General features: G+C 41.1%; 18 protein-coding genes. 13 read left to right on the top strand and 5 right to left on the bottom strand.

Translation table 11 applies throughout. The annotated features are described in order from the left end of the window. Nucleotides 1-342 precede the first annotated feature (342 nt). The 3 genes from recF to dnaA all read right to left on the bottom strand — a co-directional run bounded on the left by recF (nt 343) and on the right by dnaA (nt 4693). Nucleotides 343-1557, bottom strand: coding sequence for a DNA replication/repair protein RecF (recF, locus tag H140_RS0102735; protein ID WP_019672125.1), 1215 nt, complete (start codon nt 1555-1557; stop codon nt 343-345). A 461-nt stretch (nt 1558-2018) separates the two neighbouring features. Then, complete coding sequence (dnaN, locus tag H140_RS0102730) at nt 2019-3194, bottom strand: DNA polymerase III subunit beta (RefSeq protein WP_019672124.1); 1176 nt, start codon at nt 3192-3194, stop codon at nt 2019-2021. A 104-nt stretch (nt 3195-3298) separates the two neighbouring features. After that, nucleotides 3299-4693 carry a chromosomal replication initiator protein DnaA gene (gene dnaA / locus H140_RS0102725; RefSeq protein ID WP_019672123.1) on the bottom strand — a complete coding sequence of 465 codons (1395 nt, stop codon included), beginning with the start codon at nt 4691-4693 and terminating at the stop codon, nt 3299-3301. Nucleotides 4694-6000: 1307 nt separating this feature from the next. Here dnaA and rpmH point away from each other — a divergent pair. The 11 genes from rpmH (at nt 6001) to H140_RS0102655 (ending at nt 17187) form a co-directional block, all read left to right on the top strand. Next, on the top strand, nt 6001-6135 hold the full coding sequence (rpmH, locus tag H140_RS0102710; RefSeq protein ID WP_007394757.1) for a 50S ribosomal protein L34: 135 nt from the start codon (nt 6001-6003) through the stop codon (nt 6133-6135). 348 nt (nt 6136-6483) lie between these two features. Further along, entirely contained in the window at nt 6484-6864 is a 381-nt protein-coding gene (gene rnpA / locus H140_RS0102705; protein ID WP_019672120.1) for a ribonuclease P protein component, read from the top strand. Nucleotides 6865-6882: 18 nt separating this feature from the next. Next, nucleotides 6883-7305 (top strand): membrane protein insertion efficiency factor YidD, encoded by a 423-nt coding sequence (gene yidD / locus H140_RS0102700; RefSeq protein WP_019672119.1) that lies wholly within the window; start codon nt 6883-6885, stop codon nt 7303-7305. Between the two features lie 383 nt (nt 7306-7688). Continuing rightward, nucleotides 7689-9407 (top strand): membrane protein insertase YidC, encoded by a 1719-nt coding sequence (gene yidC, locus H140_RS0102695; RefSeq protein ID WP_019672118.1) that lies wholly within the window; start codon nt 7689-7691, stop codon nt 9405-9407. Nucleotides 9408-9781: 374 nt separating this feature from the next. Then, complete coding sequence (gene mnmE, locus H140_RS0102685) at nt 9782-11182, top strand: tRNA uridine-5-carboxymethylaminomethyl(34) synthesis GTPase MnmE (protein WP_019672116.1); 1401 nt, start codon at nt 9782-9784, stop codon at nt 11180-11182. Nucleotides 11183-11407: 225 nt separating this feature from the next. Next, on the top strand, nt 11408-11869 hold the full coding sequence (gene nrdR, locus H140_RS0102680) for a transcriptional regulator NrdR (RefSeq protein WP_019672115.1): 462 nt from the start codon (nt 11408-11410) through the stop codon (nt 11867-11869). A 98-nt stretch (nt 11870-11967) separates the two neighbouring features. Next, on the top strand, nt 11968-13011 hold the full coding sequence (gene ribD, locus H140_RS0102675; RefSeq protein WP_033426791.1) for a bifunctional diaminohydroxyphosphoribosylaminopyrimidine deaminase/5-amino-6-(5-phosphoribosylamino)uracil reductase RibD: 1044 nt from the start codon (nt 11968-11970) through the stop codon (nt 13009-13011). A gap of 392 nt (nt 13012-13403) precedes the next feature. Next, nucleotides 13404-14000 (top strand): riboflavin synthase, encoded by a 597-nt coding sequence (locus H140_RS0102670; protein WP_019672113.1) that lies wholly within the window; start codon nt 13404-13406, stop codon nt 13998-14000. Between the two features lie 114 nt (nt 14001-14114). After that, nucleotides 14115-15167, top strand: a complete 1053-nt coding sequence (fmt, locus tag H140_RS0102665) for a methionyl-tRNA formyltransferase (RefSeq protein WP_019672112.1) — start codon at nt 14115-14117, stop codon at nt 15165-15167. A gap of 99 nt (nt 15168-15266) precedes the next feature. After that, nucleotides 15267-16787 carry a transcription antitermination factor NusB gene (locus H140_RS0102660; RefSeq protein WP_019672111.1) on the top strand — a complete coding sequence of 507 codons (1521 nt, stop codon included), beginning with the start codon at nt 15267-15269 and terminating at the stop codon, nt 16785-16787. Between the two features lie 43 nt (nt 16788-16830). Continuing rightward, nucleotides 16831-17187 carry a hypothetical protein gene (locus H140_RS0102655; protein ID WP_019672110.1) on the top strand — a complete coding sequence of 119 codons (357 nt, stop codon included), beginning with the start codon at nt 16831-16833 and terminating at the stop codon, nt 17185-17187. A gap of 176 nt (nt 17188-17363) precedes the next feature. On the opposite strand, the gene H140_RS0102650 is transcribed toward H140_RS0102655, so the two are convergent. Continuing rightward, nucleotides 17364-17651: a polyhydroxyalkanoic acid system family protein gene (locus H140_RS0102650; RefSeq protein WP_019672109.1), complete on the bottom strand. Its 288-nt coding sequence runs from the start codon at nt 17649-17651 to the stop codon at nt 17364-17366. 356 nt (nt 17652-18007) lie between these two features. Here H140_RS0102650 and H140_RS0102645 point away from each other — a divergent pair, with 356 nt between their 5' ends. Further along, the gene (locus H140_RS0102645; protein ID WP_156819054.1) at nt 18008-18538 is read left to right on the top strand and encodes a hypothetical protein; all 531 of its coding nucleotides are present in this window, start codon (nt 18008-18010) and stop codon (nt 18536-18538) included. 332 nt (nt 18539-18870) lie between these two features. Continuing rightward, nucleotides 18871-20298, top strand: coding sequence for a threonine synthase (gene thrC, locus H140_RS0102640; protein WP_019672107.1), 1428 nt, complete (start codon nt 18871-18873; stop codon nt 20296-20298). A gap of 227 nt (nt 20299-20525) precedes the next feature. Here the strand turns inward: thrC and H140_RS0102635 are convergent, their stop codons facing one another. Continuing rightward, entirely contained in the window at nt 20526-21668 is a 1143-nt protein-coding gene (locus H140_RS0102635; protein WP_019672106.1) for a cytochrome-c peroxidase, read from the bottom strand. Between the last annotated feature and the right edge of the window lie 309 nt (nt 21669-21977).

Raw genomic sequence — 21977 nt, 5'->3', positions numbered from 1 at the left:
CAGCAATTCAACTGGCATCTGATATGATTGTCTATTCCATCATTTTTTTATCGAATAGTCTTTTATCGAATAAAGTAGCAGGCAATGGCTTATACTTGGCGAGCGCTTAGGTAAAGCTAGCACAGAACCTACACAGTCCAATTTTGCCAAACACCTGTTTTATCATGCCAATAAAATAGGGGCAAAAACTAGCCCTTATTATAGCATTTACTGACAATAAAAGCATGGGCGATATTGGCGGCAATTACCCCTTATAATAGGGGTTAGGCTGTGTTATAGCGTCTTGTTGCGCCATTTATAATTTCTACAAATAAACAAACTGGTTATCTGTTTAAAAACACCTCACACCGCCTCAGTAACACTACCTTGTTTCACGTGAAACAACTTAGCCTGTGGCCAATAGTTGATTATCTTATCCATAATTTGTGTATCTAAACTAGTAATAAATACCTGACACGACAGCTTAGATAATGTCTGAAGTAAAATCTCTAATCCCCGCTCATCGAGTTCAGCGGTGATATCATCTAACAACACCACTGGCAATGCCTCACTCACTGCTTCCTCTAAAGAGACACCAGAAGACGATAAAGAGACCAACAAGGGCAACTGTGACAATCTTAGTGCGGTAATCAATAACTTTTTCTCACCACGTGACAGCACATTCGCCGCCTGCTCACGCAGGGTATCCTCCCCTAACGTAGGTTGGCTTAGTTCTGATTGAAGTGCTTGCTGCTGCTCAAACTGAAGTTGCCGTGTCTCATCATCATCTACCCATAACACTTGCACATCGGCTCGATGACAACCAATGCGGGTATAACCCATATGACAATCCTGAGCCAGACGTTGTTGCAGCAGTTCATCTAAAGCAAACTTAGTATTATAACCAGCTGAAAATTTAAGCTGAATAAAAGGCGCATATTCTGGTAATAACTTCTCTATTAACTCTTCAAATACTGGCTTCCATTCTACAAATGCCTGCTGTCGATAATGAGTAATCAAAGCCGCATGTGTCGCTAACCCTTTATCCCATGCCATCAACTCTTGCATTTGGTAAGTCGATAAACGTGGCGACTGCTTTAATAATACATTTCTTTGTTTGAGCAAACGTTGATACGCCAGCCACTGCGGATGAAACCCAGGTTTCACGTGAAACGCTATCCAATCGAGTAACTGACGACGACTACCACTGCCCATTTCTAAGATATCCATAGAAGATGGATCTATCAGTAAGCTAGGTAATTGTTTGGCCAAAGCACTTTGTACATACACGTTTTGTTGCCCCAAACGCATCACACTACTGGCATCTTGTGCCTTTTGAATGGCCATACTGCCCCCATCAGCAAATTTGGCATGCACAGTGGCAGTCTTTGCATGATGGGTGATGTAGCGCTTTGGCTGATGATGACGGAAGCTTTTACCACGAGATAATAAATATAACGACTCTAACAAGGATGTTTTGCCACTGCCATTAGCGCCAACAAACACATTGCACTGGCCAAGACTTATATTAACAGTTTGCAAATTGCGTAATTGATAAATACTTAGATGCGTCAGCATAGTAACAACCTTGCCATAGTTATCGAGCTTGAATACATTCGTTTTATCACTTTATTAGAATTAAGATTAAGATACCTAGTTTAAATCAGCAACGACTAATAAGCACCCGTTAACCACAGACTTATACCTTTTCTAAAAAACAACCTATCTTTGTCAAACTCTCTAAACCTACTATATGTAGCGTTTGCACTCGTTTTTCTCGATAGCTTAATTTTTAGATTTGGTATTATTATGCTGTATTTTCTGTTATTAACACTTCTATTTCTTATGATCATCAGTTTTATTATTTCCAACCCATTGATTTAACATAATATACCTTCTGTCCTCCACACTTTGATTATGTTAAATGAAATAAACTAAAAGGCAGCTTATGTAGCGAAAAATAAACGCCAAAAAAAAGCAAGATCTTCAAGATCTTGCTTTTTTAAAGGGCTACACCACGTCGATTAAGGAGTATTACGTTAAATACGCATTGGCATAATCACATACTGATGCTGGCTATCGTTGTGCTGATTAACCAATACCGAGCTATTGGCTTGACTCATATTAAGCTGTACATCACCGCCTAACACATCAAGCACATCTTGCAAATAAGCGGCATTAAATGACAACTCAATAGGTTCACCTTGATACTGAACTTGTAGCGCTTCAACAGCCTCATCTTGCTCAGCATTATTAGCACGTACCTCTACCAATCCATCTTGAGCAAACTTAAAAATCACCCCACGTGATTTTTCATTACTTAAAATAGAAACTCGTCTAAGTACATCAAGCATTTTTTCTTTATTTACCAGTGCAACTTTATCAGTGTTGGTTGGCATCACTCGGCGATAATCAGGAAACTTACCATCAATCAAACGTGCGGTGAAGGTTATCTTTACTGAGTCATCTATTTGACCTGTGCTGTCAACGTTTCCAAACGGTAAACTGACTTGCAAAAACTCACGGCCAAAGCTTAAGATTAGGCTACCGTCTTTATCCCCCACCAGTTTGCCTAACTCATTGGCTAAACGCTCAAGTTCAATTACGGCTTTGCGAGGCAAAATAGCCTGCAAGGTAAAGTCATCTGCGACATCAATTACACTACGTGCAAGCGCCAAACGATGTCCATCAGTCGCCACAGTGGTAAGTTGCCGCTGTTCCACTTCAAATAACATACCTGTTAAATAATAGCGCACATCTTGAATGGCCATGGCAAACTGAGTCTTGGTCATCAAATCTAATAGCACCAAACGATTGATAGTCAAGGCTGTAACGTTAGCAGGACTTCCTAAAAGAGGAAAGTCTGCTGCTGGTAATGTCCCAAGCATAAATCGACTTTTACCACTAGTGATGACACAGCGCTCATTACCTTCGGCATTGATATTAATCTGGGCATCTTTTGGCAATAGTTTGCATATCTCATGTAGCTTGGTCGCAGGTAGCGTTGTCGCACCTATTACACCTGAAGCTCCATTACCTAGCTTGACTTCAGCACTAAGCTCAACTTCTAAGTCAGAGGCAGTCAAAATCAATGCTTGCTCAGTAACCTCAAGCTTAATATTACCTAAAACTACCATGTTATGACGTCTATCTGCCGCCTTAGCAATCAGATTAATGGCTTTTAGCAGCAGTTCACGATTTATCGACAGTTGCATAATAATAGGACTCTTTTATTGGGTCTTAAATTGGGTCAAAAATTAATCATATATGGCTAGTATAACTAAATATTAACGGCTATGCACCGTAAGTATGCCCCACTCTACCCAGCTTGTAAGGTCATCGCCAATGCCTTGTACTCTTTATCCAGTACTGGATCTTCTCGACGCAATTCTGCCACCTTATCACAAGCATGCATGACAGTGGTGTGATCACGACCGCCAAAGGATTGTCCAATATCTGGAAAACTGTCTTTGGTTAATTCACGGGCAAGTGCCATCGCAATCTGTCTGGGTCTTGCAATACTACGGGTGCGTTTTTTGCTCATCAAATCCTTTACTGATACATCATAGTATTCGGCAACGACTTTGCGAATATTATCCATACTCACCGCCTGTGAGCGGATGGCTATCACGTCTTTTAGCGCATACTGCACCATATCCAAATCAATAGGATTCCCCGTTAAATTGGCAGTGGCTAAGACTTGGTTTAACGCGCCTTCTAAGCGCCTGACGTTGGATACCACGTTTTGCGCTATAAACAGCGCACACTCTTTGGGTAATTCTACACCAGATAGATGTGCTTTTTTCTGCAAAATCTGCATTCGTGTTTCCATCTCTGGCGGATCAATCGAAACCGCCAATCCTGATGAAAACCTTGAGCGAAAGCGCTCATCAAACTCTGTCATCTGTGACGGATGCCTATCTGAGGCCAAAATTACCTGTTTGCCTTCTACCATAAAATCAGCAAATAATGACAAAAACTCACTGCTGGATTTGTTTTTCCCAGCCAATACATGCACATCATCAATAATCAACAAATCAACGCGTTTAATTTTTTTCTTAAACTGCTCAATTTTTTGATTACGTAACGCATAGACCAGCTGATTAATGAATTTTTCGGATGAAAAATAATAAAAAGTTTTGCCAATTTTGAGGTACCGATGTGCCACCGAGTGCATCAAATGAGTTTTACCCAAACCAGATGCACCATACAAAAACAAAGGATTATGCCGATTTTGAGACTGTTTTTTTCCCAATTCTAAGCAGGCTTTGTAGGCCAACATGTTAGATTTACCAGTCACAAAAGTCTCAAACGTATATAAAGGATTAATATAACTTAATGCCTTGTCACTACTGATGGGGGTATCAGCTTGTTTTTTCAGCGTAGCAGATGCTGGCGATGATGTAGAGGATATTTGCATACTATCGACAACACTACTAACCCCATGAGTCGGTTTTGATTGCACACTACTTTCAACCTGTATCACAACCTGCTTTATGCTACCTTGGCTATGATGTTTGGCCAATTTCTCAATTTCTGTAAAGTGATGTTGTTGTACATGTGACACAAAATACTGGTTGGGTGCTAGCAGTTCTAAAGTGTCACCATACTCATTAGCTGATAATGGACGCAACCACATCGTAAACTCATTTTCTTTGAGCTGATATCTTAAGTCATCAAGACATCTATCCCATAACGACAAACTATCTGACATGACCTATCCTATTTTGATAGAAAAAAGATGCGCTTAAAACAACAAAAAATAGGGGATGGGGTGGCTATTTTCAGCAACCCAATCTTATTTATTGGGGTTACTTTAGCATACAAATTGAGAAATATCACCCTAATTATTCTGTGGATAACTTTGTGGTTAATGTTGTGGATAACTTAAAATAGCAAGTTATACAGGTTTTAGTAACAGCTTATCAACACCTTTAACCACAACATAATATTATGATTTTATTAGCTTTTTTATAGTTATGCACAGATAATCAAGGTGCTAATAATAACAAAAGAACTATTATATATATTATTATGGGGTAAACTGATTTCTGTGGATAAGTTTTTTAACTCGAATGTTGTTTTTTTTAACAGCTACCTTTACCAACAGTGGTTTACAAGCTTATTACCATTCTAAAACAAGCTGACTAAAACATCAGAAAATCCTAAGACTTGCATAATAATTGGTTGTATTATGACTATCACAAACACTAAACTATTAAAATTTTAGTCTACTAAAATAATAAACAAGACATGTTATGACTAAATCATAATTAGAATCAAAGATAGAGTTAGAAGTAGCATTGATAACTAATAACTACCTTGACATAGGGGAAGCCTAATAACTACTCCTTTCTTTGCAACCAACTCTTAACTTTTGTGCTAACTGTGGTTTTACCTAGCATACTTCATTAGCAACAGGTTTAATTACCAGCAGATATAATTGAAGGTTACGTTTGGTTGGGCAAAAAATACTAGAACCTGTCTTTATTTTGGAAGTGGTAATAAAAACAAGATTAATTGTAGTTAGACTAGAAAAATACGCAGATAACATCATTGCCATTATGATTAGAGAACCACTAAAGCTCGCTAAGCCTACATGAGTAGTACTTGCATTCGCATATCTTGCAACCATTTTAGACTGCTTTGATTATATATTGACCAAAAGTCAGTAAAGATGATTTTTTAATCTTTACTATTTAGTTTTTATTGATTTAATCGTATTATTTTCGGTGTTTTTTTGTTAAGTTTTTCTTATTGTATAACTGTATTTTGTTTATTGCTTTTCTTATTTTTATTTAGTTAAATTTAACTATTTGTTTATTGTGCTTATTATGTTTAGTTTTAGTTTTAGTTTTAGTTTTAGTTTTAGTTTGGTAGGCTTATGTCTATCGTTTTAAAAACGCTTCTTTGTATTGACACTAAGCAACTGATATGGCATAATCGCTTGCTACTACAAATTCTTAGTAAACTCTATTTATTTAAAATTTACATTCTTTTCTTTGCTGTCAAAGGTGATTTATGAAACGTACATTCCAGCCAAGCGTTATCAAACGCAAGCGCACTCACGGTTTCCGTGCTCGTATGGCAACTAAAAAAGGCCGTCAAGTTTTAGCACGTCGCCGTGCAAAAGGTCGTCATCGTTTAACAGTATAGTTAGACTTTTACCGACTTGCCGATACTAAATAAACTTAGTTTTGATAAACCCTAGTATTGATAAACTTAGTTTTGATAAACTTAGTATTGGGTTATCTGGTAAGACACAATACTGACAACTTATGATAGGCACATTGATTTTTATTGTATTAAAAGCACCTAGTTATTAGGTGCTTTTTTTGCTTATAGCATCCAAAAAACACGACATCCAAATAACGTATATAGCACCCTCGACACCTAACATCCTTAATAGACATACAGACGTCAATGGTTGATGTTGTTGTTCAAGGTGTTGTTGTTACTAATTATGCTGTTTTACGCTATCTAATTTAGGTATATTGACCAACCATGACCGATTATAGTTATCCCAAAACAAAGCGTTTATTAAAGCCAGATGAGTTTAAACAGGTATTTAACCAGCCGTTGTTTAAAGTGCATCAAACACATCTAATGGCATTTGCTTATTCCTCTAATCGCACTCAAGCAAGATTGGGTATGGCAATTACCAAAAAGAAGATTCCGACAGCGGTTGCTCGAAATCGTATCAAGCGTCTGATACGAGAGCAGTTTCGTCACAGTCATGGTGATTTACCTGCATTAGATATGATATTTATTGTCAAAAAATCGCCAAAAGCATTAACCAACATTCAGTTAACGCAAGAAATACAAGAGTTGCTGGTCAAAATAAAACATAAACATAAAGTGGTTCAAAAAAGGCAAACTGTGTAGGCAATATGAGTAAAGCAAATGGCTAACACAAGCAACCCCCGAGTCAACTTAGCGTCACGTATCTTACTGCTCATTATCAAAAGTTATCAAACCTTTATCAGTCCTGTGCTACCCGCACGTTGCCGATATTACCCAACTTGTTCTGAATACGGTAAGCAAGCCATCAGTTGGCATGGTGCGGGTAGGGGTGGACTGTTGACAGTGAAGCGTATTTGTCGCTGTCATCCATTGGGTGGTCATGGTATTGATTTTGTGCCTTTGCCTTTATATAAAGATCTGTTTTACCCAGTTGTTAAGATGGAACAGGGGACAGCTTTAAAGTCACTCCCTACTGTTTCACGTGAAACAATGTTGATTGAGCGTGGTGTTTATCAAGACAACAGCAGTTATAGCGCTCGACTTAATGCGCAGATGCAGCGCACTAATAATGTGTTAGGCTAATCCAATTCTTAATTGATTACTTACCCTGATTAGGGGTGTAGTTTTCGCATGAGCAGCGGCTGTTTTGGCTTAAAAACAGATTCTATATCATTTACCATGGTTTTTTAGTAAAATAGTGACCATTTTGTAAACGTTTTTAAGGTTATTTACGCCATACAAGCTACTTTAACAAGGTTGTTTTGGTTAGCAAAAAAGAGCCACTAGCCCTGCTGTTTGTTTATAAAACATAATTGTAGAGTAATACATTGTTTTATCTTTTTGGGTAAGGCGTAATCATAGTTTTATCTTGTTGGGTAAGGCGTAATCATAACGTTTGCCTTGTTTTGGTTTTAATTTTTATAACATTTTTAGAACATTCATTTTGAGTTGTTTAGGACAATCTTATGCAAAAGATACTACGGGTGCTCATCATCATTGCGATGCTGATTACCGCTTATTTGTTGGTGCTAGCATGGCAAAAAGACTATGCCAATGCGCCAGCCCCATCAGCAGACGCAGTAACCCCTTCTGTATCCACCACGACTGGTTCAGACATTCCAACCAGCTCTGGCGTCAGTGACAGTGATATTCCTGTGTCATCAGTGACGGACATTCCTGGCACCCCACAAGTGGGTGAGACCACTGAAGTGGCATCAGATCAGCTGATTAATGTCACAACAGATCGCTACCAAGTCAAAATTGATCCTCAAGGCGGTAACTTAGTATATGCTGCATTGCGTGATTATAATGCGACTTTAGATAGTGAAAATCCGTTTGTCTTATTAGAGAACTCAGCTCAGCGTGTCTATATTGCTCAGTCTGGTTTGATTGATTTCAATAACAATGGTGATGGCATTGATAAGCCAGGTAACCCTGCAAAATACAGCTATCAATCTAGCAGTTATGACATGCAGCCAGGTCAAGATATCCTAGAAGTGCCTTTGGTATATGAGCAAGATGGTTTGCGTGTGACCAAGACCTTTGTCTTCACTCGTGGCAAATACCCAATCAATGTTAACTACAACATTAATAACACCACAGACAAAGACTGGAACGGTACCTTGTTTGCTCAATTAAAGCGTGACAGCAGCAAAGATCCTGGCATGGATGGCAAAGGTGCACTAAGTATGGCAACCTACTTAGGCGGCGCTTGGGGCGTACCCAATGACGAATACAACAAACTTAAATTTAAAAACTTTAACGATGGTGAATTAACCGCCAACAGCAGCAAAGGTTGGGTTGGTATCGTACAGCATTATTTCGTTTCAGCTTGGACACCAGGCAACTTTACCGGCAAATTCTTTAGCCGTGAAACCGCCAATGGCGACTACATTATTGGTATGCTGAGTCAGCCTCTGGCCGTTCCAGTTAACAAACAAATCAACGTTAATGCGACCTTATACGCTGGTCCAAAAGTACAAGAGCAGCTAAAAGGTTTTGCACCAGGCTTTGAGAAAACTGTTGATTATGGTTGGGCATGGCCAATTTCTAAGTTCTTATTCTTAATCCTATCGACCATTCATAGCGTAGTCGGTAACTGGGGTTGGGCGATTATTGGTTTGACCTTATCAGTGAAGTTGGCCTTGATGTGGATCTCGCACAAAAGCTACTATTCAATGGCAAAAATGCGCGCTCTAGCGCCACGTCTGGCTGCATTGAAAGAAGAGCATGGCGATGACCGCATGAAGATGTCACAAGAGATGATGGCGATTTACAAAGAAGAGAAGGTCAATCCAATGGCGGGTTGTCTACCTATCTTACTGCAAATGCCTATCTTCCTTGGCCTGTACTACATGCTGGTAGAAAGCGTTGAGTTACGTCATGCACCATGGATTTTATGGATTCAAGACTTGTCATCGATGGATCCTTGGTTCATCCTACCTATCTTGATGGGTGCCAGTATGTTTGCGCAGCAGTCGTTTAGCCCGCAGCCGACTGATCCAATGCAAGCCAAAGTGATGAAATTCTTACCAATTATCTTCACCTTATTCATGCTATTCTTCCCAGCAGGCTTGGTACTATACTGGACCGTGAACAACTTATTTACCATGGGTCAGCAGTACTTAGTCAACAAAAAAGTTGAAAAAGAACAGCGTGAAAAAGCCGCCAACGCCGCAAGTTAAGCGCAGCATTTAATCGAACTGAATGAACAAATTAGCGCCCATATTCATCAATATGGGCGCTTTTATTTTGTCTGCTTTTTTAACGAATATTGGATTGATAACCCTCATAACCAGCCCCAAAAAGCTAAGAAAAAAACTAAGACAACAGCAAAAAACAAAAAGCATAGCCTCAGCATCTGGGCTATTTTCACCCTACCAAATATGCCTCTTCCTATCCCTTGTTTCTATCCACAGTGACGCGCGCTTCGTCCCTCAGCGAAAAACAGCTTACTAACTTATGTTGAATATCACTCACCAAGCACCTACTATAAGCTTATTAACTCTATTCTTATCACATCAAACCCAATATCACCATTCAAATTGAGCCCATTTTTATGACACAGATATCACAGACAAAAACAATTGCCGCCATTGCGACCCCAGTGGGTCGAGGCGGTGTGGGTATCATCCGCCTGTCTGGATCCAAGGCCTACCAAATTGCCTGCCAACTGACTGGTAAAGACAGTTTTACACCAAGATTAGCCAGTTTTTGCCGTTTTTATGACGCCGATCACAATGTGCTAGATGAAGGGCTGGTACTCTACTTTAAAGCACCTCATTCGTTCACAGGAGAGGATGTCATCGAGTTGCAAGGTCATGGCGGCATGATTCTACAAAACCAGATGCTCGCCCGTGTATTCGAGCTGGGCGCACATCAAGCGCAAGCTGGAGAGTTTTCTTATCGTGCCTTCGAAAATGACAAGCTGGACTTACTGCAAGCAGAGGCCATTGCTGATGCGATTGATGCAACCAGTGCCGCTGCCGCCAGTAGTGCCATTCGCTCATTAACCGGTGCTTTTTCGGTGAAGATTAATGACATCTTAGAAGCCTTGATTGAGCTAAGATTGTATGTCGAAGCATCAATAGACTTTCCGGACGAAGAGGATGTCGACTTTTTAAGTGATGGGGTTATTGAAGGTAAGTTGTCTGCCATTCAGAAGAAGCTAGCCACTATTATGGCGACTGCACAGCAAGGTCAGCTACTGCGGGATGGGGTACATGTGGTGCTTGCAGGGCGACCTAATGCGGGCAAATCAAGCTTGCTAAATAGTCTGGCAGGGCAAGAGCGTGCGATTGTCACCGACGTGGCAGGCACCACTCGAGACACACTGCAAGAGACCATTGTGCTCAATGGGTTAACCATTCATCTCACAGATACCGCTGGTTTACGAGACACCACAGATGCGGTAGAGCGCATTGGTATCGAGCGAGCACGCGATGCCATTAAGCAAGCAGATCTGCTACTTTTGGTGTATGATTTATCGCAGCAAGAAGACCCTATTGAATTAGCCACTGAGCTATTTGGTAGCACGGATACAGGCGCACCAAGCTTCGATACCAGCAAGCTATTGCTTATCGGCAATAAGAGAGATTTGGTTGAGCAGGGTGACTCGCCACACTTGGCTGATCAAGAGACAGTTGCCGGTTATCAGCAAATTAATGTTTCATGTGAAACATCAGAAGGTATTGAGCAACTAATCACCACCTTGTGTGACAAAGTCGGCTTTCATCCCCCTGAAAATAGCCTAATAGCCCGTACCCGCCACATTGATGCACTCAGACGCACCCAACAGCATTTAGCGGATGCCCATGAGCAATTGGTAGCCTATCAAGCCGGTGAGCTGGTCGCTGAAAGCTTGCGACAAGGCCAGTATAGTCTGGGTGAGATTACCGGTGAATTTAGCGCCGATGACTTACTAGGTCGTATTTTTGGCAGCTTCTGTATTGGTAAATAGCGCCAGAATATTAGTCGTTTAGAAAAATAACACGAGCCATTTCGATAAATAACACGAGTCATTCAGATAAATTGCAACAAAAAATGCAAGATTCAAATACTCGAAGACTGACAGATGCAAAAACGATAACCGCTATTTAGCCGTAAGTTTTATTAACCATATCCAAAGTTTGCTAGAAATCCATTAAAGCTAGAAGTTTATTAAAGACAACTAAGAGAATACGCCATGCAGTGTCCTTATTGTAATGCCGATGACACCAAAGTCATCGATTCACGTTTAGCCGCTGAAGGGGCGCAAGTTCGCCGCCGCCGTCAGTGCAATCAGTGCCAAGAGCGCTTTACCACTTTTGAAGTGGTCGAGGTGGTGATGCCACGCATCATTAAGTCTAATGGCCGTATTGAGCCGTATGACTCACAGAAGCTACGTCGATCTATTCAGTTGCCATTACAGAAGCGTCCAGTCACCTTAGATGAGCAAGAGGCAATGATCAGCCGTATTGAGAAGCGTGTTCGTCAGCTGGGTGAGCGTGAAATAAGCAGTAAAGACTTAGGTGAGATAGTTATGAGTGAGTTAAAAGAGCTCGATGACGTTGCTTATGTACGCTTTGCCAGCGTCTATCGTGACTTCCAAGATATAGAGGCTTTTCGTCAAGAATTACAAAATATTCGTCCTATTGACGAGCAGTAAAGGAGTTTGCTGCGATGAATACAATCACTTCAAATAACAGCGCATCTACCACTGTTTTATCCGCCAATGATGCCTCGGTAGTGGCAGCACATGAGCAAATGGCAATCGATAATTATTACATGATGTTAGCGATTGAAGAAGCTAAAAAAGGACGTTTTTCGACACGACCAAACCCAGCTGTCGGATGTGTCATTGTCAATGATAACTTAATTGTTGGTTCTGGGTTTCACCCCAAGGCAGGCGAGCCCCATGCAGAAGTTTTTGCTTTAAGACAAGCTAAACAATCAGCGCAAGGAGCAACTGCTTATGTGACCCTTGAGCCATGCAGTCATACTGGCAAAACACCGCCCTGTGCACGTGCTCTTATCGAGTCTGGTGTGGCTCGCGTGGTCGTTGCTGGTTTGGATCCAAATCCTAAGGTCGGTGGACGTGGCATAGCTATGCTCAAAGAGGCGGGCATTGAAGTAACTGTTGGAGTGGGAGAGAGCCAAGCAGCACAGTTAAATGCAGGCTTCTTAAAGGCGATGCGCACTAAGATGCCTTATGTACGCTTGAAAATAGCCACCAGCTTAGATGGCCGCACTGCTATGGCCTCAGGGGAATCAAAGTGGATTACCGGTCCTGCTGCACGTGAAGATGTACAGGCTTTACGTGCTATGAGTGGTGCTATTATCACAGGCAGTCAGACTGTTATCGACGATGATCCTAGTTTAAATGTGCGCTCTACCCAGTTAGGCGTTGAGCAAGAGCGTGTTCCACAGCCAAAAGTGGTCGTCCTTGATAGGCGAAGGCGGCTACAAGGCAGCGACTATCAAGTATTACAGCGCCAAGATACTCTAATCTGGTCTCAAACTGATTTAAGCCAGTTATTGCAGACGCTAGTTAGAGATTATCAGGTATATGATGTGCTGGTGGAGGCAGGTTCTCAGGTGGCAGGCAGTTTTTTAAAAGCAAACCTGGTTGATGAGCTTGTTGTTTACCAAGCACCGTGCGTATTGGGCAATAAAGCAAAACCGATGCTGATGTTAGATGTTGATAATTTGGCAGAACAAAGACGTTTTAAACTTGTTTCTGTTGCTCAGTTTGGTGAGGATTTAAGATTGGTATATCAACCTTATACAGATAGTTTAACGTCAAACTAGAGCATATCCTTGGGTTTAATTTGAGATTGCAAAGTGTTGATTTAAGCGGGCTTATTGAATAGTTATCCACAATTGATAAGTTATTTATTCGTTTTTTTTGGTTGATCTAGAGTGTTTCACATGAAACTGTGGATTAATTAGGTTTCATGTGAAACATTGAAATTAGCTTTTATTGCTTAAGGCTTGTTGTGTAAGGGTTTCACGTGGAACCAAAGTTGTCACCATGAGTGTTTGGTGTTTCTGCATCACTTGTGGATAACTTTTTTTATAATCCCTTTGCTTACGGTGTGTTTGTTGGTAATTTAAAAGTTATCCACAGGTTGTTTTAATTAAGTATTAATGTATAAGTAACAGAAAAATAGCCATTAACAGAGAAGATAATAGGAGTCATTATGTTTACAGGAATAATAGAAAGTACGGGTATTTTAAAATCTATCGAAGAGGTAGGAGGAGATGTTCGTTTAACAATAGAGTCCAATAACTTAGATTTTAGTGATGTGAAACTAGGTGACTCTATTGCCAGTAATGGTATTTGTCTCACTGTAATAGATATGACAGATAATAGTTATGCAGTAGATGTTTCACGTGAAACTTTAGCAAAAACCACCATGAAGCATTGGCAACCAGGCGACACCTTGAACTTAGAAAAAGCCATGCTACCAACAACCCGTTTTGGAGGGCACATGGTGTCAGGTCATGTAGATGATGTGGGTGTAATCAAAGTGATGCGTGAAGATGCACGGTCTATTTATATTGAAATTGCCATTCCTGATGCGCTAAAGAAATATGCTGCCACCAAAGGTTCTATTACAGTAGATGGGATTAGCTTAACCACCAACCTAGTTAAAGATAATATTGTCTGTTTAAATATTATTCCACATACTGCGGAAGTGACCAATATTGGTCGTCACTGGCAAGTAGATGGTGAAGTGAATATTGAAGTGGATTTGATTGCCCGTTATCTTGAGCGTTTAAACAGTTTATCTTGAGCATTTAAACAGTACCGAAGCCGAATAAAGGTGAGTAGAGGTGCGTACAAGTATGATTTACGACTTATTTTTTAAGGTTTAAGTGACGGATATTACAAAAAAGGGCTTTAAATTATGACAAACAGTGATCAAAACACGCAAAAACAGCGTGTTATTTTTGCAGGTACGCCTGAGTTTGCTGCCATCAGTTTGCAAGCGCTCATTGAGCAGCAACAGGCGCTAAATATAGAGATAGTGGCAGTCTATACCCAACCAGACCGTAAAGCTGGGCGTGGTCAAAAGCTAACCGCTTCTCCTGTGAAACAGTTGGCACTTGAGCATGGTATTGTAGTTGAGCAGCCATTAACTTTTAAAAAGTCAGTGGCAGAAGGGCAGGTAGCTCGTGATACCTTAGCCAGTTATCAGCCAGATGTGATGGTAGTGGCAGCTTATGGATTGATTTTACCACTAGGCGTGTTAAATACGCCGACTCATGGCTGCCTAAATATCCATGCGTCCTTATTACCACGCTGGCGTGGGGCAGCGCCGATTCACCGTGCGTTATTGGCTGGCGATAAGCAAACTGGCATTACCATTATGCAGATGGATAAGGGCTTAGATACCGGCGATATGCTGTATAAAGTGGCCTATGACATTGCGGCTGATGAGACTACAGCTAGTTTGCATGACAAAATGGCAGCACTTGGTGCTAAAGCCATTGTCACTGTTTTAAAGGACTTGCCTTACTATCAAGCAAGGGCTGAACAACAAGACGATAACTTGGCCAATTATGCAGAAAAGTTAAGTAAATCTGAGGGTGAAATCGACTGGTCGCAGCCTGCTGAGCTTATTGAGCGTCAAATACGTGGCATGCATCCTTATCCAGGGGCTTATACCTTTTTGGCGGACTCAACCAATAACAGCGAGCCAAAACGGGTGAAAGTATTGGCAGCATTGCCAGTAAATCCGTCACAAACGACCGTTGTTGTGCCAGGTACGGTGATTAGTGTCGGTAGAAATGCTATCTTGGTGGCTTGTGGCAAGCCAGAGTCGGATGCTGATGCAGAAAATACAACCTTGCGTCTCACTAAGTTACAGTTTGCAGGCAGTAAGCCTGTCAATGCTGAGCAAGTTTGTCACGGCAATCAGTTGAATGATAACGATCAGTTTGTGCCACAAAGTCAGTAATTTAAATTAAACCCTCTCAAATCCCCCTTTGATGAAAGGGGGAGGTGTCTATTAAGTTTCAACCTGTCATCCAATTAATTTATCCAAATTAGGCCATCAATGAGCAGTCAACCAAACCATGTTCCACAGCATAAAAAAAACGTCCGTGTCGCCGTCATCAATACCTTATTATCCATCCAACAAGGGCAGTCATTAAGTAGCTTGTTAGATCCGTTATTAAATGGCATCAATGGCGATGATAAAGGTTTTGCGCACGCTTTATTACTCACCACGTTACGGCATTGGCACGCCACCGCACGTCTACTAGACAGCCTAGCAGACAACCCAATTGATGAAATCGAAGTGCGCACCACCATTCAATTGGGGATTACCCAGCTGCTGTATCTCAATGTCGCTGACCATGCTGCGATTCATGAAACGGTCGAGGCGGTGAAACACATCGACTTTGCGCGTGCGTCAGGTCTGGTCAATGCCATCTTGCGCAAAGTGGCAAAAAATACCCATAAATTCCGTAAAAAAGCCAATAAAAACCACAGCTTGCCAAACTGGTTAGCACAACAGTTAAAAGCTGATTGGCGTGAGCAATATGATGAATTGACTCAAAGTCTGCGTCAGTCAGCCCCGATGTTTTTGCGGGTAAATGCTCTGCAAACCGACAGTCAAAGCTATCTAGAACAGCTTGCAGAAGAAGAAATTTCAGCCGAACTGGTGTCACTCGAGACAGCTATTAAATTGGACGGTATTGAAAATAGTATTGAGATTAAACAGCATGCGATTGCGCTGGTCGATAGCGTGCCTGTCAGTCGCCTGCCTGAGTTTGAAGAAGGCATTGCCAGTGTCCAAGATGCGCATGCACAACTGGCAGCACCTATTATCGATGCGCTGCTGCAACAGGCAGCTAGTGCCAATCCAAAACAGAATATACGCTTGCTTGACGCTTGTGCGGCACCAGGCGGTAAACTGGCGCATTGGCTAGAACTATTGGGTGTGCAAGAAAGCGAGCAGACTGGACTGTTTCACGTGAAACAGTCGGATAATCAAGAGGCTAGTCTTAGTAAAGTTGACCTGCTTGCCATTGATAACGAGCCCAATCGTATTACCCGTATCTTTGAAAACTTAGAGCGTTTGCAACTGCCAGCGCCCGTGGTCAATAGCAAACTGCATTTGGAAATCGAGTGTGTTGATGCGACTAAGTGGCAGGCAATAGCGGTAAAAGAGGCGGGTGATGAGTCGACTGGCTTTGATGCTATTTTACTAGATGCGCCTTGTACTGCAACAGGCGTTATTCGCCGTCATCCAGACATTACCTTACTGCGTACTGAAGAAGATGTGCAATATACCGCACAGTTACAACAGCAAATCTTAGACAACTTATGGCCACAATTGAAGGTGGGTGGTCATTTGTTATACGTGACTTGCTCGATATTAAAGCAAGAAAACGTGGAACAAATGCAAGCGTTTCTTGAGCGTCATAAGGATGCAGTAGCACTCCCGTTTGATGATAGGCAAACCAACTGGGGGATTGAACAGGTAATTGGCCGTCAGTGCTTGCCGTTAAATGAGCAGGATCAAGCAGGTGGAGATGGCTTTTATTATGCCATTATTAAAAAGCAAGGTTAAAAAAAGGTTGGAAAGTGGGATTGTATATTAAGTTGCTGTTAATTTGAGTCAGTTACGACAAGCGCAATATGCCACGACGCTAAATCAGAGTAAGTATTCTGCTAAGGTTAGCAGTGGCTCCTACGGTGGTGTGATTGCTTTTGCAAGTGAGCCATCTCAAAATAAAGTGCAGACATGGGGTGAGGTCTATTTCCCAGAGTTATCTGCTCAGCTAAGCCAAGGTTATATGGGATATGATGGCTTTGCTATTAACAACAATCAGTTGGTCAGACAGTTTAAGCTATATTTGGACGGTGATACCAATGCCAATCTTACTGGCAAAACTCGCCAGATCAGCTATCGTTTAAAAGATGGCGATGCCTCACATCAGTTTGTGGTGGATAAGGTGGTTGAGTTTTAAGTTAATTTTAGCCTGAATTCCTAAATCTAAGTATCTAAACTTAAGTACCCAAACTTAAATACCTAAACTTAAGTATCTAAAAAGGTTTGAAAAAAAAAGCCCGGTGCTAACTTAGAACTGGGCTTTTGTGTGCTATAAATCCTAGTCAAAACATGACCAATCCGCTTTACAATGGATTAGTTGAAGTATTTGCTTAACCCTGAATCTAGCGCTTCTTTGATTTTGCCTTTCAATGGCTTAGCCAAAAAGCCTAAAGTGGCTTCAAAACGTATTTTGTTGGCATCCAAAGTGGCTTTGCCATCGATGCCTTTACGAGTAATTGTTACTTGGTCTTCATTGTCGCCTTCGATATAGTTGGCCTCGATACCAAATTTATCTTTGGCGCTTTCTAGCCATTTTTTGGCTTGTTCACGGGCGGTATTAAAGTCAAAGTTGTGTTCTTTTTCGATTTCGATATCTGCCATGGTGTTATACCCTTATGATAAATGGTTAAGTGGTTAAATTGAGTGTCTATACTGAACTGACAGTTTTATCAGCCAGAAATATATATAGTCAGTGAACGATTAATCGGTTACTGTATTAACCTTGCTAAGTCTACATTTGTGGTGCTTAGGCTCGGTTGTGTTGTAACTATTTTAGACTTCTTTGACTATAATAGCCTATTTATATCATTTAATTGTATGGCTAACAATTCAGTTGTGTAGTGTGCGTGAAAAAATAATCATTAAGGGGTGCTATGCACGCTTACTTTTCAAAAAAAATATTCAGCTTTAACCTTCAATTCATTAATAAGACTTTATTGGTGTTAAAGGTTTTATTGGTGCTAATAGCTATCAGCAGTATATCAGTAGCATTCGCTGGTAATAGTGAGGCTGACTATGAAAAAGAGCTTTTAGAAAGTGAAGGCGGTCAATTGGCAACTGAAATCATAGATAGGCTGAATACGTCTGTATATCGTGGCAACAGTAATGAGCAAATGGTCAGTGAGTTTATTAAAAAATACTTCGATGAGTTGTATGTTGTTGAAGTGAAAATAGCAAATGAAATGGCGAAAGAAGAAAGTGATAGAACACTAATGGATAACTATCTTGAGCAGAAGCGACAAATATTTAATCGCTACTGGTTACAAGATGATCCTCAAACCGTTTACTACTATTATCCGATAAGTTGGTCTGGTACACCTAGCCATGATTGGTCGAAAGTAGAAAACGTGTCTATTTTTGAAACAGGCGATGAAGTTAAACCACAGTATCTAATGAGTTATACCTATGAGGGTATTACCTACGTATTCTCGCTTATTTATCATAATAATGAACTTAAGATTCAAGACTTTTTTTTTAAGATTTCATAGCTTAAGCAAATGCTTGTAATTACTGTAAACGTCAACTGGAGGCGCGGTTTAGCCCCGATTGAAGCGGATATACTGTCTGGCAGAACGAGTTGCATGCGCTTGCGATGCGGTGGCTCACGAAGTAAGAGACAGCGCATCGCTTAGCGAATGCCTCGGTATGACGGACAGATAGTAGCGAAAAGCGGGATTAGCTCCCATAAAAGTAAAAAAAGCATCACATACCCCACCACAAAAACCAATAAACCGTTTATTTAATATGGCTTATCTCTCAAAATATGATACTCTTTTTGTTATAAAAATTTATGTAATCTTTTGACAGGATAAGACGAGATATGAAATATATCAGTACACGTGGTCAGACTGAGCCGATGGAATTTAGCGATGTGTTGTTGATGGGGCTGGCGCCAGATGGTGGTTTGATGCTACCTGAGAGCTATCCGCAGATTGATGGGGCGACTTTGGATGAGTGGCGTGGTTTGAGCTATCCGGAGCTGGCGTTTGCGATTATGCGCCTGTTTGCGACCGATATTGATGAGGCCGATTTAAAAGACATTATCGAGCGTACTTATACCAAAGAAGTGTTTGGTAGCGATGAGATTGTGCCGGTGCGTCAGCTAAAAGATGACTTGTATATCTTAGGTCTGTCAAATGGGCCAACGCTGGCATTTAAAGACGTGGCGATGCAGTTTTTGGGTAATGCCTTTGAGTATGTGTTAAAGCAAAAAGACAAGCGTTTGACCATTATTGGCGCAACCAGTGGCGATACCGGTAGTGCGGCAGAATATGCGCTACGTGGTAAAGAGAACATTGAAGTATTTATGATGTCGCCATATGGCAAAATGAGTGAGTTTCAGCGGGCGCAGATGTATAGCTTAACCGATGCTAATATTCATAATATTGCGATTAAGGGCATGTTTGATGACTGCCAAGATATCGTGAAAGCGTTGCAACAAGATGCTGATTTTAAAGCCAAATACAGCTTGGGTACGGTGAACTCAATTAACTGGGGGCGAATATTGGCTCAAATCGTGTATTACTTTAAGGGCTACTTTGCTGTAACGAACAGCAATGAGGAAAAGGTCAGTTTCTGCGTGCCTTCGGGTAACTTTGGTAACATCTGTGCCGGTCATATTGCCCGTGAGATGGGTCTGCCGATTGACCGTCTGATTGTCGCAACCAATGAAAATGACGTGCTAAACGACTTCTTTAATCAAGGCGTCTATACCCCACGTCCAGCGGATAAAACTTATGTGACTTCTAGCCCATCTATGGATATCTCGAAGGCGTCAAACTTTGAGCGTTTTGTGTATTTGTTATTGGATAAAAACAGTAAGCGTGTGCATGAGTTGTTTGATGGGGTGAAGGCGGGTAACGGCTTTGACTTGTCAGGTGTGCTTGAAGCGGTGAATACCCGTTATGGCTTTGCGGCAGGTAAGTCAACTCATCAAGACCGTTTAAATACTATTAAAGACGTTTATGAAACCTATAATGATTTGATAGATCCGCATACTGCTGACGGTATTAAAGTCGCACGTGAGTTACAAAAAGAGGGTGAGGTGATTATCTGTGCCGAGACTGCGTTGCCGGTTAAGTTCTCAGAGACCATCTTTGAGGCAGTTGGTGACTCTTTATCAGAGCAGGACATTGAGCGTCCTGAACATACCAAAGATATCGAGAGCCTAGAGCAGCATGTGACGGTATTGGATAATGATGCCAGCTTAGTTGCAAATGAGATTAAAAAGGTGGTCACACCGGTTTAACATAAGTTTTAATCTGCTTACATAATTTCTCTAAGCCAAAAAAAAACCAGCGAATTGATCGCTGGTTTTTTTTGTTTGCTTGCTTAATTGTTATTCAAATACGCATTCTAATACCTTTTCTGAAAAATAACCTATCTTTGTCAAACTCGCTAAACCTACTACTTGTAGCGTTTGCACTCTTTTTCCTCGATATCTTAATTTTCAGATTTGGTATAACTTTGTATAGCCTAGCTTTGTTTGACAAAAGGTGTTGGCTTAGGCGTGTTCTCGTTCGAAGGTGGTAAAACAGGCAGTTCAATCTTAGGTTGATCACCAGTTAAGGTTTTTAAGAAGGCAACGATATCTGCTGTTTCTTCAGCAGTAAATTCACGATTTAACTGGATTTTACCCATAATATTGACTGCATCTGCCAACGAATTAACTTGACCATCGTGGAAGTACGGATAGGTTAAGTCGATGTTACGCAATGTTGGTACTTTGAACAGGTGCTTATCTTCATCTTTGCCAGTGACCGCAAAGCGACCCTCGGCTAAGTTTTGGGTGGTATATTTTTCAAACACACCAAACTTCTGGAACGAGCCACCACCGACTGCAGGGCCATTATGACAAGCGATACAACCACTGTCTTTGAATAATTTATATCCATTTAATTCTTGTGCGGTTAGGATGTCGTCATCACCACCTAGCCATTTGTCAAAGCGTGAGTTTGGCGTGACTAACGTATCTTCAAAGATGGCAATGGCACTGGTAACTTGATCAATATTAATATCGTCTTCAGTACCAAAGGCATCGTGGAATAAGGCTTTGTACTCTGGGATTGAATTAAGCACCTCAACCACAAACTCGTGGCTAGATGCCATCTCTAGTGGGTTTTCGATTGGGCCACCGGCTTGTTCCATTAAGTCTTTGGCTCGACCATCCCAGAATTGAGCCAGCGAGTAGCGGCTGTTAAGTACCGTAGGTGAGTTGATCGGGCCTTCTGCCCAATTGTAGCCGACAGACGTTGGGATATTGTCTGTACCGCCTTTTGCCAAGTCGTGACAGCTGTTACATGATAGTGTGCCAGATTTAGAAAGACGAGTATCAAACCACAGCATTTTACCCAGTTCTACCTTTTTTGGCTCAGTCACAGCTTCCACTGTGATCGGCTCAATGGGTTCATCACGCACGCTGACAATGGGCTCAGGTGCTTGCTGGGTCGCCTCGGTATTGCTGCCATCTTCATCATTGGCGGCCACTACCGTTGTTTGTCCACCTGGACGGATATATCCAGATAAGGCAACGACTAATACCAGTACTAAAAAAGCCACAACACCCACTAAGGCATAGGTTACCTCTTTTCTGGGGTTGTTTTGATTTGCATTTGCCATAGGTCACCTACCTATTTATTCATATTGTGATAATAACAAGTTGGGTTGGGTCTGGCCTTATATTGGCCTCAATAACAAAATTACTAATAGCGTTAATGACAAAAACTGCCGCTAAAACTTGAATGTTTTCCACATAAACATATTAGCAAATCGACAGCATAGGATAAGAAGCTGTTCAATTAATGCAGGGGTGTTTTTATATTAAAAACCACTTATTTAACAAATAATATCAGTCAGTTAAAGACTTTTTATTTTAATTCCATAATACCATTAAGGATATTGAAAGTATAGACTGAAGCGTCAGTTGGT

This window comes from Psychrobacter lutiphocae DSM 21542 (assembly GCF_000382145.1).
Lineage (GTDB): Bacteria > Pseudomonadota > Gammaproteobacteria > Pseudomonadales > Moraxellaceae > Psychrobacter > Psychrobacter lutiphocae.
Note: the sequence above shows the minus strand (reverse complement) of the source record. Positions and strands in the feature narration are given on the sequence as shown.